This is a genomic window from Streptomyces sp. NPDC033178 (genome assembly GCF_055577685.1).
In genome coordinates this window covers 175,320-189,085 of sequence record NZ_JBVIPT010000008.1, presented here as the reverse complement: position 1 = coordinate 189,085, position 13,766 = coordinate 175,320, and the positions used below count along the sequence as shown (strand labels likewise).

The following is a 13,766-nucleotide window of genomic DNA, read 5'->3' as shown; positions in this document are numbered from 1 at the left end:
TGGTCACCGGTCGACGCCTCCCATCACGGGGTCGATGGACGCGACGGCGACGATGACGTCGGCGATCTGGCCGCCCTCGCACATCGCCGCCATGGCCTGCAGATTGGTGAAGGACGGGTCCCGGTAGTGGACCCGGTAGGGGCGGGTGCCTCCGTCGGACACGACGTGCACCCCGAGTTCGCCCTTCGGCGACTCGACGGCCGCGTACGCCTGTCCCGGCGGCACGCGGAACCCCTCGGTCACCAGCTTGAAGTGGTGGATCAGGGCCTCCATGGAGGTGCCCATGATCTGCTTGATGTGGTCGAGCGAGTTGCCGAGTCCGTCGGGGCCGAGCGCGAGCTGGGCGGGCCAGGCGATCTTCTTGTCGGTGACCATGACCGGGCCGGGCTGCAGCCGGTCCAGGCACTGCTCGACGATCCGCAGCGACTGGCGCATCTCCTCAAGGCGGATCAGGAAGCGCCCGTACGCGTCGCAGGTGTCGGTGGTCGGCACGTCGAAGTCGTACGTCTCGTAGCCGCAGTACGGCTGCGCCTTGCGCAGGTCGTGCGGCAGGCCGGCCGAGCGGAGGATCGGGCCCGTGGCGCCGAGGGCCATGCAGCCGGCCAGGTCGAGATGACCGATGTCCTGCATACGGGCCTTGAAGATGGGGTTCCCGGTGGCGAGCTTGTCGTACTCGGGAAGGTTCTTCTGCATCTTCTTCACGAACTCGCGGATCTGGTCCACCGCGCCCGGGGGCAGGTCCTGGGCGAGGCCGCCCGGCCGGATGTACGCGTGGTTCATGCGCAGGCCGGTGATCAGCTCGTAGATGTCGAGAATGAGTTCACGATCACGGAAGCCGTAGATCATGATCGTGGTGGCGCCGAGTTCCATGCCGCCGGTGGCGATGCACACCAGGTGCGAGGAGAGCCGGTTCAGCTCCATCAGGAGCACTCGGATGATCGTGGCGCGGTCGGGGATCTGGTCCTCGATGCCGAGGAGCTTCTCGACGGCCAGGCAGTACGCGGTCTCGTTGAAGAACGACGTCAGGTAGTCCATGCGCGTCACGAAGGTCGTGCCCTGTGTCCACGTACGGAACTCGAGGTTCTTCTCGATGCCGGTGTGCAGATAGCCGATGCCGCAGCGGGCCTCGGTGACCGTCTCGCCGTCGATCTCCAGGATGAGCCGGAGCACGCCGTGCGTGGACGGGTGCTGGGGGCCCATGTTGACGACGATGCGCTCGTCGTCGGCCTTGGCCGCGGTCTGGACGACCTCGTCCCAGTCGCCGCCGGTGACCGTGTATACGGTGCCCTCGGTCGTCTCGCGGGCAGATGCGTGCGACGTGCTCATGAGTACGACCTCCGCTGGTCCGGAGCCGGGATCTGGGCGCCCTTGTACTCGACGGGGATGCCGCCGAGGGGATAGTCCTTGCGCTGCGGAAAGCCCTGCCAGTCGTCCGGCATCATGATCCGCGTCAGTGCCGGGTGGCCCTCGAAGACGATGCCGAAGAAGTCGTACGTCTCGCGCTCGTGCCAGTCGTTCGTCGGATAGACCGTGACCAGGGACGGGATGCGCGGCTCGCTGTCCGGGGCACTGACTTCGAGGCGGATCAGCCGGTTGTGGGTGATCGAGCGCAGGTGGTAGACGGCGTGCAACTCGCGGCCCTTGTCCTGCGGGTAGTGGACCCCGCTCACTCCGGTGCAGAGCTCGAAGCGCAGGGCCGGGTCGTCGCGCAGGGTCTGGGCGACCTGGAGCAGGTGCTCGCGGTCGATGTGGAAGGTCATCTCGTCGCGGTCGACGATCGTCTTCTCGATCGCGTTCTCGGGGACGAGGCCCTGTTCCTCCAGAGCGCCTTCGAGCTCGTCGGCGACCTCGTCGAACCAGCCGCCGTACGGGCGGGAGGCCGCTCCCGGCAGCCGGATCGAGCGGACCAGGCCGCCGTAGCCGGAGGTGTCCCCGCCGTTGTTGGCGCCGAACATGCCGCGCTGGACGCGGATCTCCTCGCCGCCCTCGCCGCGCTGGCCCGGGAGGTTGGAGGCGCCGAGGTCCTTCTCGGGGTTCACCCCGTTGCCGTTCGCGTCGCTCACCGCAGCAGGCCCTTCATCTCGATGGTGGGGAGCGCCTTGAGCGCCGCTTCCTCCGCCTCGCGGGCCGCCTCCTCGGCGTTCACGCCGAGCTTCGAGGACTGGATCTTCTGGTGGAGCTTGAGAATCGCGTCCATCAGCATCTCGGGCCGTGGCGGACAGCCGGGCAGATAGATGTCGACAGGGACGATGTGGTCGACGCCCTGCACGATCGCGTAGTTGTTGAACATGCCGCCCGACGAGGCGCAAACCCCCATGGAGATCACCCACTTGGGGTTCGGCATCTGGTCGTAGACCTGCCTCAGGACCGGCGCCATCTTCTGGCTGACGCGTCCGGCGACGATCATCAGGTCGGCCTGGCGCGGCGAGCCGCGGAAGACCTCCATGCCGAAGCGCGCCAGGTCGTATCGGCCCGCGCCCGTCGTCATCATCTCGATGGCGCAGCAGGCGAGGCCGAAGGTGGCGGGGAAGACGGACGACTTGCGCACCCATCCCGCGGCCTGCTCGACGGTGGTCAGCAGGAAGCCGCTCGGCAGCTTTTCTTCGAGTCCCATGCTCAGTGGCTCCTCTGTCCCCTATACGGGGCTCAGTCCCTTGCGGGGTTCAGTCCCATGCGGGTTTCAGTCCCATTCCAGGCCGCCTCGCCGCCACACGTACGCGTACGCGACGAAGACGGTGAGCACGAAGAGCAACATCTCCACGAGCCCGAAAACCCCGAGTGCGTCGAACGTGACGGCCCAGGGATAGAGGAAGACGATCTCGATATCGAAAATGATGAAGAGCATCGCCGTCAGGTAGTACTTGATGGGGAACCGCCCGCCGCCGGCCGGCGTGGGGGTCGGCTCGATACCGCACTCGTAGGCTTCGAGCTTGGCCCGGTTGTATCGCTTTGGACCGATAAGCGTGGCCATGACCACGGAGAAGATCGCAAAGCCTGCTCCGAGGGCTCCCAGTACGAGGATGGGCGCATACGCGTTCACCGCTCCTCGCTCCTCTCAGTCGGCATTGACTGCTGGCGGTTGCATCAGGCGTTGTTCCCTGCCCCGCGTGCCCCATGAACCTCATGAGGCCCACGAGCTCCGTGCGGCTCCACGAAGATCGCGTACATGTGAAGCAGGTCACAAGCCCAACTGCCTCGCATCTTATGCCTGCGGGTCTGTGATCTGCGACACGGGGTACGACAACGCCTTTGTGATCTCCACCACCTGGCGAACGATCATGAAGTCGGATCAGTGCCGATCTTCGTACGAGAAGCGTCCGAGTGATCACCAGAGGTGACATTTTCGCCCGTCATCGCTGGTCCAGGCCTCGACGCACTATCAAGGCGGTGAGATCCAAGGCAAATTGGCCTTGGACATCGGTGCTTGATAGAGGAACTCGTTCACACTTCGGGGGGAGTTGGAGTGCCCGGTGTGGACGACCCGGGTGCGCGCATCGCGCGTGCATCCGTTCACGAGCGAAAGAGGGTCGCCGGCCCGACCTCCACGACTCCCCCGCCTCACGCGCGCGACACCGCCGCAGGGGCAGCCGTTCCGTGACCTGCGTCACATTGGTAACGGCCGGGAAACAACCGGGCTTGGCCAACGGCTCCAACGGGTGGTAGGTCGCGGGCAATTCGGGCGTAACGCGGAAAGGCCGTGATCACAGCCCTGACGGGCAGTGTCCGCAATGCCCGTTACGGCGTCAATAAGGAACGCCACGCCCGGGATTCGGGCGGCCCATTGAACAACTGTGGCGCACCACACGTTTCTTGAAGGTATGGAGGAGCCCCTGATACCGGTTGTCCCTATGTCCCACACCGCTCACATACGCAGCCACCGGAAACCCCGGCCTCGCAGCAGCTCGGCGCTCGCGATGCGCGCCGGAGTTGCCGGTGGCGTCCTCAGCACCCTGGCAGTGGCCGGTGCGGCCGGATCGGCGAACGCTGCCGAGCCGGTGACCCAGACCATCGAGCTGCCCACCCTCACGGCCGACATGACCGCTCAGGTCGCCGAGTCCGCGGAGGTCACCCAGCAGGCCGCGGCCGACTACCAGCTGCGTGCCGAGCGCGACGCGGCCGCCGCCAAGGCCGCCAAGCAGGCCAAGGCCGACCTCGCCGACGCCAAGAAGAAGGCGGAGGCCAAGCAGAAGGCCGAGGACGCCCGCAAGGCCGCCGCCGAGCGCGCCACCCGGTCGTCGGAGCGGACCACGCTCACCTCGACATCGACGTCGGCCGACAGTGACGTCCCCGCACCCGCGAGCGGCAGCGTCGGCACGGTCGTCAACTTCCTCAAGGCGCAGCTCGGCGACGCCTACGTCATGGGCGCCACCGGCCCCAACGCGTGGGACTGCTCCAGCCTGGTGCAGGCCGCGTTCAAGCAGGTCGGCGTGGACCTGCCGCGCGTCTCCCAGGACCAGTCCGTGGCCGGCACCCCGGTCTCGCTGTCCAACATCCAGGTCGGCGACATCCTCTACTGGGGTGGCGCTGGCTCGGCGTACCACACCGGTGTCTACATCGGTGGCGGCCAGTACCTGGACGCCGCGAACCCCTCGAAGGGTGTCGTCATCCAGGACCTGTCGGGCTACCCGGCGAGCGGCGCGGTACGCGTCCTCTGACCTCGGTCACGCCTTCCCGCCCCCTGACCGGGCTTCTCCGGGCCCCGGCCACGCACATTGAAGGGCCGCTCCCCCAACACGGGGAGCGGCCCTCAGCCGTGCCTCAGCGGCCCCACCCGAACGACGCGCCCCGGCGCGCCCCTGGAAGCGGGACCCCGCCAGCTTCCGGCGCGTCCGCTTCCAGGCCGTCCGTGCATCACGCCCTCGGGGCCACCTTCGAGAGACCGTTGATGATGCGGTCCATCGCGTCACCGCCCGTCGGGTCGGTCAGGTTGGCCAGCATCTTCAGCGTGAACTTCATTAGAACGGGGTGCGTGAGACCCCGCTGCGTGGCGATCTTCATGACCTTCGGGTTGCCGATGAGCTTCACGAAGGCGCGGCCCAGCGTGTAGTAGCCGCCGTAGGTGTCCTTGAGGACCTTCGGGTAGCGCTGGAGGGCGAGTTCGCGCTGGGCGGGGGTCGCGCGGGCGTGCGCCTGGACGATCACGTCGGCGGCGATCTGCCCGGACTCCATGGCGTACGCGATGCCCTCGCCGTTGAAGGGGTTCACCATGCCGCCCGCGTCGCCGACGAGCAACAGGCCCTTCGTGTAGTGGGGCTGGCGGTTGAAGGCCATCGGGAGGGCGGCGCCCCGGATCGGGATCGTCATGTTCTCCGGGGTGTAGCCCCAGTCCTCGGGCATCGAGGCGCACCAGGCCTTCAGGACCTCGCGCCAGTCCAGCTCCTTGAAGGAGGACGTGGTGTTGAGGACGCCCAGGCCGACGTTCGACGTACCGTCACCCATGCCGAAGATCCAGCCGTAGCCGGGCAGGAGCCGGTCCTCGCCCGGGCCGCGCTTGTCCCAGAGTTCCAGCCACGACTCCAGGTAGTCGTCGTCGTGGCGCGGGGACGTGAAGTACGTACGGACCGCGACGCCCATCGGACGGTCCTCGCGGCGGTGCAGGCCCATCGCGAGCGACAGCCGGGTCGAGTTGCCGTCGGCGGCGACCACGAGGGGCGCGTGAAAGGTGACCTCGCGCTTCTCCTTGGAGTCGGCGTCGCCGAGCTTCGCGTGCACACCGGTGATCCGGCCCGTGCGGTCGTCGATGATCGGGGCGCCGACGTTGCAGCGCTCGTGCAGCCGCGCGCCCGCCTTCTGCGCCTGCCGGGCCAGCTGCTCGTCGAAGTCGTCCCGCTTCCGTACGAGTCCGTAGTCGGGGTAGGCGGCGAGATCCGGCCAGTCCAGCTGGAGGCGGACGCCGCCGCCGATGATGCGGAGCCCCTTGTTCCGGAGCCAGCCCGCCTCCTCCGAGATGTCGATGCCCATGGAGACGAGCTGTTTGGTGGCGCGCGGCGTCAGCCCGTCACCGCACACCTTCTCCCGCGGGAACGCGGTCTTTTCGAGGAGCAGGACGTCCAGTCCGGCCTTGGCCAAGTAGTAGGCGGTGGTGGAACCGGCTGGCCCGGCCCCGACGACGATCACATCGGCGGTGTGTTCGGAGAGGGGCTGGGACTCGGTCACGGCGGGTTCTCCCCAAGTCTCGAAGGCTCTAGGTCTCTAGGTCTCGAAGTGCGAAGTCTCGAAATCCGCGTGCTGAGGGGCACGGGACATGGGCAGTCTATGCAGCGGTACTGATCACCTGGCTGAAGGGCTGCCCCGTGAACCGAGCTCTCCCCGTGGTACACCTGCGCGTCCCGACCGACGAGGACGCGTTCGCCTGGCACCGGGTCTTCGACGACCCGGACGTGATGGAGTTCCACGGCGGAAAGCCGGCCGAGCTGTCCTTCTACGAGGAACTGACCGCCCGGCAGCGCCGGCACGACGCCGAGTACGGATTCTGCTTCTGGACCATGCTCGACGAGGAGGGCCAGGTCATCGGATTCACCGGCGCCCAGCCGTGGCCGCGCGAGTGGGGGCCGAAGGGCGAGATCGAGATCGGCTGGCGGCTCGGGCGCAGGCACTGGGGCAAGGGGTACGTCACCACGGCCGCGCGGATCACGCTGGAACGGGTGCGGGCGACGGGCGTACCCAGCGTGGTGGCCATGGTGAACTCCCGCAACGAACGCTCGATCGCGGTGACCAGACGCCTCGGGATGGAACTCGCCGAGACGTTCACGACGGAGACGTCGGACCAGCTGGGGCACTGCTACCGGTTGGCTCTCTGACGGTTTCCGACCAGGCTCCCACCGGGTTTCCGGGGAATTCCGGGGGCTTTCGGCCGGGCTTCCGACACCTTCCGGCACGGCCCGGCAGGGCTTACTCTGCCGGTACCGCTGGGGGTGACGTCTGTGCGCATACCACGCAAGACACCCGAAGTGCGCGTACCGCGGCTCGTCGGTCTGATGGCCGTGGACGCGCGCGAGACGGCCGAGGCGCGAGGGGTGCTGCTCGCCGCGCCGGATCGGCCCGACTTCCATCTGACCGTCGTCGATTACGTCGTACGGCAGTACCCGTTGCCCGGGTCGGAGGTGCCTCGGGGTGCGGTCGTCACCGTGTGGTTCGACTTCGGCGAGGGGGAAGGCGGTGGCGGGGCGGGTGTGCGGGAGCCTCGGCGGGGTGGGCCGCCGCCCGGGGGGTTGTACCGGGAGCTTGATGAGCCGGGGGATCCGTTTGCCGTGCTGCGGTAGCCGCTGGGGCTGCGGGTTGTGGGGACACCGCGGGCCGGTGGGGCTGGTCGCGTTGGCTTACGAAGCCTGCTTGTAGCCCCTGTGCAGGGCCACGACCCCGCCCGTCAGGTTGCGCCAGGCGACCTTTGACCAACCCGCCTTGGTGAGGCGTTCGGCGAGGGCGGGCTGGTCGGGCCAGTCGCGGATGGACTCGGCGAGGTAGACGTAGGCGTCGGGGTTGGAGGAGACCGCGCGGGCCACCGGCGGGAGGGCGCGCATCAGGTACTCGGTGTAGACCGTGCGGAACGGTGCCCAAGTCGGATGCGAGAACTCGCAGATCACGACGCGTCCGCCGGGCCTGGTCACCCGGTACAGCTCGCGCAGCGCGGTGTCCATGCTGGTGGACTGCACGTTCCGCAGGCCGAAGGAGATCGTCACCGCGTCGAAGGTGTCGTCCTTGAACGGCAGCTTCGTGGCGTCGCCCGCGGTGAGCGGCAGCCAGGGGTGGTTCTTCTTGCCGACCTTCAGCATCCCGAGGGAGAAGTCGCAGGGGACGACGTACGCACCCGTGCGTGCGAAGGGCAACGACGAGGTGGCGGTGCCCGCCGCGAGGTCGAGGATCTTCTGCGCGGGCCGCGCGTCGACCGCCTTCGCGACCTCCTTGCGCCACACCCGGTCCTGGCCGAGCGACAGCACGTCGTTCGTCAGGTCGTAACGTTCCGCCACGTCGTCGAACATCGAGGCGACTTCGTGCGGCTGCTTGTTCAGGGATGCGCGGGTCACGGTCCCATTGTGGCAGTACGGGCCGGGTGACTCTCCAGCACCCGGCCCGTACGCCGGTCGGAACGCCGCCGCGAGGACGGCTCTCGCAAGGGCCCTCGGGGCAGCAGCGGGCCCGTCAGGGCAGCAGCCTCGGCTTCTTCTTCGCCGCCACGTCCTCCACCCACCCGCAGAGCAGGATGAACACGGCGATGAGGATCCAGCCGATGCCGAACATGAACCACTGGCTCTCCAGCGGCAGATACGTCTCGAAGGCCGGCACGTTCCAGAACTGGTCGATCAGCGGGACGGCCAGGATCAGTGCGATCTCGTGCCATAGGTAGAGGGTCACGGCACGGGCGTTGAAGATCGTCACGATCCGGTCGAGGCGCCTGAAGCGGGCCAGCCCGGCGAAGTCGATCGCGAAGTGCGCCTTCGCGTACATCAGGAGCGTCACGAACCCCGCCGACCAGAAGGCCTGCGCGAGCGGGATGTCGTCTAGGTCGTACGAGCCCGTCTCGGCCTGGTGGGTGAAGGCGTACCAGCCGCCGTAGCCGATCGCGGCGAGCGAGAGGACGACGACGGCGAACGGCTTCAGCCGTTGCAGGACGCCGTCACGGTGCGCGAAGCCGAGGATCCAGCAGAAGAGGAAGACGGCCAGGTCGGTGAGCGCGCTCCCGAAGCGGTTGTCCGGCGGCTCCCACAGGAAGTGGACGACCAGGATCGGGGTGAGGGAGAGGACGAGCACCGCGACCGGGGCCAGCCGGAACACCCTCAGGAGAAGGGGCGAGAGCAGGACGAACCACAGGTACGTCCGCAGGTACCAGAGGATCTCCCAGGCCTGCTCGCCCCACGCGTTGCCCGGCGGGTCGCCGAGCGGCACGATCCAGTAGACGATCTGCCAGCCGGGCATCCAGTCGTGGATCAGCATCGCGACCACGACGAAGAAGCCCCAGAACCAGAAGGGCGGCAGAAGCCGGCGGATCCGGCTCCTGATCACCTTGGGGGCGGGCCGCTCCAGCGACTTCGCCATCAGCGTGCCGGCCAGCGCGAACATGATCCCCATGGAGGGGAAGACCATGCCCGCCCAGGCCCAGCCGAAGGTGTGGTACGTGACGACGCGGACCAGGGCGACCGCGCGCAGGGTGTCGAAGTAGCGGTCGCGGCCGACGGGCTTCGGCGGCGCGTCCGGGGCCGGTTCGGACTCCGGCCCGCGGTCACGAAGCCCGGCCTCGGCCCCGGTGGCGGCCGCGAACTTCCCTTCCACCGGCGGAGGTTCCACCGTAGGCAGCTGTGCCGTGTCGCCCGACACCTGCTCTGGCGCCTGCTCCGGCACGGGGTACGCCGTGTACTGCGGCGCGTACTCCGATGCGTACCCCTGCTGGTCGTGGCCGGCGTACTGCTGGGGGTACGGCGTGCCGCCGTACTGCGGCTGACCGTACGGCTGTTGCTGCCGGTCGTACCCGTAGCCGTAGCCCTGCGGTTGATCCTGTGGGTAGCCCGGCTGATCCGTCCCCCAGCTCATCAGCCGACCCCCGCCGGGGTGCCGACCTCGCCCGTGCGCTTCAGCTTCTGCCAGCGCAGGCGGCCGCCGGTGAGGGCGGTGATGCAGGAGTGGATGAGGACGAGGTACATCATCTGGCGGTACGCGAGCTGCTGCAGCGGCATCATCAGCAGGTAGCGGTACTTCTCGCGGTCGAGCCGGAACGCGTAGGCGGCGCAGACTAGTTGGACGCAGAGCACGGCCAGCCAGGCGAGCAGGGCCGCCTTGAAGTCGATGAAGATCATCGAGTAGAGGGTGAACACGTCGATGAGCGGGGCGAAGACCGGCGTGACGATCTGGAAGATGACGACCAGCGGCATGCCGACGCGGCCGAAGCGGCCCGAAGGACCCTTGTCCGTAAGGGACTTGCGGTGCTTCCACAGCGCCTGCATCGTCCCGTACGACCAGCGGTAGCGCTGCGACCACAGCTGCTTGAGCGAGGCGGGCGCCTCCGTCCAGGCCCTGGCGTGCTCCTGGTAGACGACCCGCCAGCCGCCGCGGTGCATCGCGATGGTGATGTCGGTGTCCTCGGCGAGCGTGTCCTCGCTCATGCCGCCGACCTCCAGGACGGCGTCCCGGCGGAACGCGCCGATCGCGCCCGGGATGGTGGGCATGCAGCGCAGCAGGTCGTACATACGGCGGTCGAGGTTGAAGCCCATCACGTACTCGATGTGCTGCCAGGCGCCGATGACCGTGTTGCGGTTGCCGACCTTGGCGTTGCCCGCGACCGCGCCGACCTCCGGGTCCGCGAAGGGCTGGACGAGCTGGTGAACGGCGTCCGGCTCGAAGACCGTGTCACCGTCCATCATCACGACGATGTCGTAACTGGCGCTGCGGACACCGTTGTTGAGGGCGGCCGGCTTGCCCGCGTTCTCCTGGCGGATGACCCGGACGTTCGTCATGCCGAAGGACTCGGCCGCGCTGCGCGCGATCTCGGACGTGTTGTCCGTCGAGCCGTCGTCGACCACGATGATCTCGATCGGATGGGTGCTCTTCGCCAGCGACTCAAGGGTGTTGGCGATGCACTCCTTCTCGTTGTAAGCGGGCACGATCACGCTGACGGGCTGTGTGACGGTCGGCCCCCAGCTGAACCGGCGTTTGTTGCGTTGCCGGTAGTGCCTGCGGGCGAGGATCAGCATCATCCCGAAGCGGCCCATGACGGCGACGCCGACGACGGCGAGCCCGGTCGCGAGCCCCGGTACGGTCCACTCGGCGACGGCGACGGCCGCGACGAGGGCCTTGCCTTCGTAGAGGGTGGTGCCGGTTGCGGTGCGGTGGGCGGCCTGGAGGCTGTTGACTCCGCCGGCCTGGCCCGCCTGCCCCGACTGGCCGGGCTGCTGGCCCTGTTGGCCCTGCTGACCGCCGGGCACCTGATCGCCCGCCTGCCCACTCTGCTCGCCCTGCTCGCTGCCGGGCTGCTGACCGTTCTGGGCGGCCTGGCCGCTCTGAGCGTTCTCGGTGTTCTGGCCGTTCCCCTGCCGGATGGCGCCGCTGATGGTGGTGAAGGTGTAACCCTTCGCCTTCATCTTCTTGATGTACGTCCCCAGCGCCTTGACCGTCTGCGAACGCTCGCCGCCCGCGTCGTGGAAGAGGACCGAGGCGCCCTTGTTCTTCGACGGCGTGGCCCACTTGATGATCTTCGAGACGCCCGGGCGCTTCCAGTCGTCGCTGTCGGTGTCGACGAAGACGCTGGTGTAGCCCTCCTCACCGAGCTTCTTGTAGACGGGCCAGCTGTAGTTGTCGATGGCGTCCGCCTCGGAGGAGTACGGAGCACGGAACAGCGTGGTCGTGATGCCCGCCGCGCCCGCGAGCGCGAGCTGCGTCTGGTCCATCTCGCGGGCGATCCGGTCGTCGCTCTGGTACGAGAGGTCGACGTGCGTGAAGGTGTGGATGCCGATCTCGTTGCCCTGGTCCACCAGGTCCTTCACGATGCCCGGATAGCGCGACACCATCGACCCGACCACGAAGAACGTGCCCGGGACGTCGTTCGCCTCAAGGATCTTGAGGATCTGCGGAGTCCAGGTGGGGTTGGGGCCGTCGTCGAAGGTGAGCGCGATGGTCTTCTCGGGGACGGACTGGCTCTGTGCCTCTCCGCCCCGGAAAGAGAGGATCGGCCCGCCGTCGAGGACCTTGTCGGGGACCTTGCTCGAACTGGCGTTGCTGCGTACGCGCTCGTCGCCGCCGACCTCGGCGCGCAGATAGCCGTCGAGCAGCATCACGCTGGTGAGCGCGAGAAGGAGCAGCAGGGCGAGGATGACACGCGGTTTCTGCAGCGCCGCGGCCTTGCCCGCGGCCCGTGTCATCCGGGACGGGGCGCGCCTGCGGCCGCGCGAGGGCGTCGTGGTAGCCATGAGTGTGAGTGCGTTCCGGTCAGTTGGCGCCCGCGGCCGCCGAGGCGGACGCGGACGGAGCGGAGACGGAGGCGGGATCCGCGGACGCCGACGGGGCGGCGGTGGGCGCGGCTCCGGCCGGCGGGGCGCCGGTGGCGACGCCCGTGGGCGGGACGCCGGTGGGCTGCGCGGGCGGGGTGCCGGTGCCGCCCTGCGGCTGGGCACCGCCGCCGGGCCGGGAGTTCTGGTTGCCCGGGCCGCCGCCCCCGAAGGGCAGCAGCGAGGACGGGGAGAGTGAGGGGCCCCAGCCCATGAACGCCATGCCGAGCACGACCGCGTACCCGATGCAGACGACGCCCAGGAGGAGACCGATCCGGCGCAGCAGCCTGGCTCTGCGCCCGGAGTTGTCAACGAACACGGGACCGTCTTCGGACCCGTTGGACCCGTTGCCGCGTTTGCGGCGGCGGTCGCGCCCAGCGGCGCGGGATTCGATGGCAGGCTCGGAATGCATTCCCCGGATATTAGGCAGCCTTTATGTGTCCGAAACTCTGATTTCCTTGTGAGACAGCCATGAGAAATGCCTGATCCTGTCGTTTCCCTGAGAGAGTCCGGCTCGGCTTCGTGCACCGCGGTCGCCTGTGAGACGTTTTCGGTCCACGACGTGAACCAGAGAGCGGTGCATACGCAATGCGGAGTTTCCTCAAGCCGACTGCCGGGTTCGTCTGTCTGGCGGCCCTGACCTGCGCCGGGTGCTCCTCGGAACCGGACTCGGAGTCGTCGTCCTCGTCGTCCTCACAGCCGTCGGCGGCGGGGGCGGCCTCGGAGTCGTCATCGCCATCGGCCTCGGCCTCGGTGGCCACCACGTACGCCCCGTACGTCAGCGCCACCACCGCCTCCGACAACGACTCGGCCGGCTCCCCGGCCACGTACAACCTCGCCTTCGTCATCGCGGGCGGCAGCAGCTGCACGCCGAAGTGGAACGGCACGACGGCGATCGGCGACTCGGCGGTCAAGTCCCGTATATCGGCGCTCACGGAGTCCGGTGGCGCGGTGCGCGTCTCCTTCGGCGGCGCCTCCGGCAAGGAGCTCGCCTCGACCTGCGACAGCGCCTCCGAACTGGCCGAGGCCTACGGGGCCGCGCTCGACGCGGCCGGGGCCACGGAGGCCGACTTCGACATCGAGGGCAAGCAGTTGACCGACTCCGACTCGGTCGCGCTGCGCTCCGAGGCGATCGCCCTGCTCCAGAAGGAGCGCTCCGACCTCGCGGTCACCTTCACCCTGCCCGTGATGCCGTCCGGGCTCGACAACGACAGCCTGGCGCTGCTGGAGTCCGCCAACGACAACGGCGTCCAGGTCTCCACGGTCAATATCATGACCATGAACTACGGCAGTTCGTACGACGAGGACATGGGTGACTACGCCAAGACGTCGGCCGAGGCCGCCCACGATCAACTCAAGGACGTCTTCGGGCTGTCGGACGACGGGGCCTGGAAGGGGCTCGCCCTCACCTCGATGATCGGCGTCAACGACGTGGACAACGAGACGTTCTCCTTGTCCGACGCGGCGCAGGTTCGCTCGTTCGCGGAGGAGAAGGGGGTCGCGTGGGTGTCGATGTGGTCGACGTTCCGGGACCAGCCGTGCGAGGGGGACGACGCGGCTTCGGATGACGCGGCGACGAATTGCAGTGGGGTGGAACAAGGGGCCGGGGATTTCGCGGAGGCGTTTACCGGGTGACTACCGTCACATTTCGGCTGCGGGTGAGTGGGGCCTGGTCGCGCAGTTCCCCGCGCCCCTGAAAGACAAAAGACCAGGGCGCCTGGTGCACCGCGGTTTTGAAGGCCGACCCGCTTTTTAGGGGCGCGGGGGCGCGGGGAACTGCGCGACCAGCCACAA

13 protein-coding genes are annotated in these 13,766 nt (G+C 68.3%); 4 read left to right on the top strand and 9 right to left on the bottom strand.

Annotation, left to right across the window (positions count from 1 at the left end; genetic code table 11):
• Positions 1 to 3: 3 nt before the first annotated feature.
• From ACZ5VQ_RS21495 to ACZ5VQ_RS21480, 4 genes are all read right to left on the bottom strand, one after another.
• The gene (locus ACZ5VQ_RS21495) at positions 4 to 1,326 is read right to left on the bottom strand and encodes an NADH-quinone oxidoreductase subunit D (RefSeq protein ID WP_469106290.1); all 1,323 of its coding nucleotides are present in this window, start codon (positions 1,324 to 1,326) and stop codon (positions 4 to 6) included.
• Positions 1,323 to 2,063 (bottom strand): NADH-quinone oxidoreductase subunit C, encoded by a 741-nt coding sequence (locus tag ACZ5VQ_RS21490; RefSeq protein WP_469106289.1) that lies wholly within the window; start codon positions 2,061 to 2,063, stop codon positions 1,323 to 1,325. The genes ACZ5VQ_RS21495 and ACZ5VQ_RS21490 overlap by 4 nt, the downstream gene beginning before the upstream one ends.
• Complete coding sequence (locus ACZ5VQ_RS21485) at positions 2,060 to 2,614, bottom strand: NuoB/complex I 20 kDa subunit family protein (protein WP_018528252.1); 555 nt, start codon at positions 2,612 to 2,614, stop codon at positions 2,060 to 2,062. The genes ACZ5VQ_RS21490 and ACZ5VQ_RS21485 overlap by 4 nt, the downstream gene beginning before the upstream one ends.
• A 66-nt stretch (positions 2,615 to 2,680) precedes the next feature.
• Complete coding sequence (locus ACZ5VQ_RS21480) at positions 2,681 to 3,040, bottom strand: NADH-quinone oxidoreductase subunit A (protein WP_033319564.1); 360 nt, start codon at positions 3,038 to 3,040, stop codon at positions 2,681 to 2,683.
• Positions 3,041 to 3,818: 778 nt separating this feature from the next.
• On the opposite strand from ACZ5VQ_RS21480, the gene ACZ5VQ_RS21475 reads away from it, so the two are divergent.
• Positions 3,819 to 4,655, top strand: a complete 837-nt coding sequence (locus ACZ5VQ_RS21475) for a C40 family peptidase (RefSeq protein ID WP_469106288.1) — start codon at positions 3,819 to 3,821, stop codon at positions 4,653 to 4,655.
• A gap of 196 nt (positions 4,656 to 4,851) precedes the next feature.
• On the opposite strand, the gene ACZ5VQ_RS21470 is transcribed toward ACZ5VQ_RS21475, so the two are convergent.
• Entirely contained in the window at positions 4,852 to 6,156 is a 1,305-nt protein-coding gene (locus ACZ5VQ_RS21470) for a geranylgeranyl reductase family protein (protein WP_454349547.1), read from the bottom strand.
• A 137-nt stretch (positions 6,157 to 6,293) separates the two neighbouring features.
• Between ACZ5VQ_RS21470 and ACZ5VQ_RS21465 the strand changes: the two genes are divergently transcribed.
• Together ACZ5VQ_RS21465 and ACZ5VQ_RS21460 are read left to right on the top strand one after the other, a co-directional pair.
• On the top strand, positions 6,294 to 6,800 hold the full coding sequence (locus ACZ5VQ_RS21465) for a GNAT family N-acetyltransferase (protein ID WP_362073732.1): 507 nt from the start codon (positions 6,294 to 6,296) through the stop codon (positions 6,798 to 6,800).
• A gap of 114 nt (positions 6,801 to 6,914) precedes the next feature.
• On the top strand, positions 6,915 to 7,262 hold the full coding sequence (locus ACZ5VQ_RS21460) for a PASTA domain-containing protein (RefSeq protein ID WP_469106287.1): 348 nt from the start codon (positions 6,915 to 6,917) through the stop codon (positions 7,260 to 7,262).
• A gap of 57 nt (positions 7,263 to 7,319) precedes the next feature.
• Here ACZ5VQ_RS21460 and ACZ5VQ_RS21455 read toward each other — a convergent pair whose 3' ends face one another.
• The 4 genes from ACZ5VQ_RS21455 to ACZ5VQ_RS21440 form a co-directional block, all read right to left on the bottom strand.
• Positions 7,320 to 8,024 carry a demethylmenaquinone methyltransferase gene (locus ACZ5VQ_RS21455; RefSeq protein ID WP_469106286.1) on the bottom strand — a complete coding sequence of 235 codons (705 nt, stop codon included), beginning with the start codon at positions 8,022 to 8,024 and terminating at the stop codon, positions 7,320 to 7,322.
• A gap of 115 nt (positions 8,025 to 8,139) precedes the next feature.
• A complete protein-coding gene (locus ACZ5VQ_RS21450; RefSeq protein WP_469106285.1) occupies positions 8,140 to 9,525 on the bottom strand; it encodes an acyltransferase family protein in 1,386 nt (461 codons plus the stop codon).
• Positions 9,525 to 11,894 carry a bifunctional polysaccharide deacetylase/glycosyltransferase family 2 protein gene (locus ACZ5VQ_RS21445; protein ID WP_469106284.1) on the bottom strand — a complete coding sequence of 790 codons (2,370 nt, stop codon included), beginning with the start codon at positions 11,892 to 11,894 and terminating at the stop codon, positions 9,525 to 9,527. Before ACZ5VQ_RS21445 ends, ACZ5VQ_RS21450 begins: the two co-directional genes overlap by 1 nt.
• Before the next feature lie 19 nt (positions 11,895 to 11,913).
• Entirely contained in the window at positions 11,914 to 12,384 is a 471-nt protein-coding gene (locus tag ACZ5VQ_RS21440) for a hypothetical protein (protein ID WP_469106283.1), read from the bottom strand.
• 176 nt (positions 12,385 to 12,560) lie between these two features.
• Here ACZ5VQ_RS21440 and ACZ5VQ_RS21435 point away from each other — a divergent pair, with 176 nt between their 5' ends.
• Positions 12,561 to 13,607, top strand: coding sequence for a chitinase (locus ACZ5VQ_RS21435; RefSeq protein ID WP_469106282.1), 1,047 nt, complete (start codon positions 12,561 to 12,563; stop codon positions 13,605 to 13,607).
• Positions 13,608 to 13,766 lie beyond the last annotated feature (159 nt).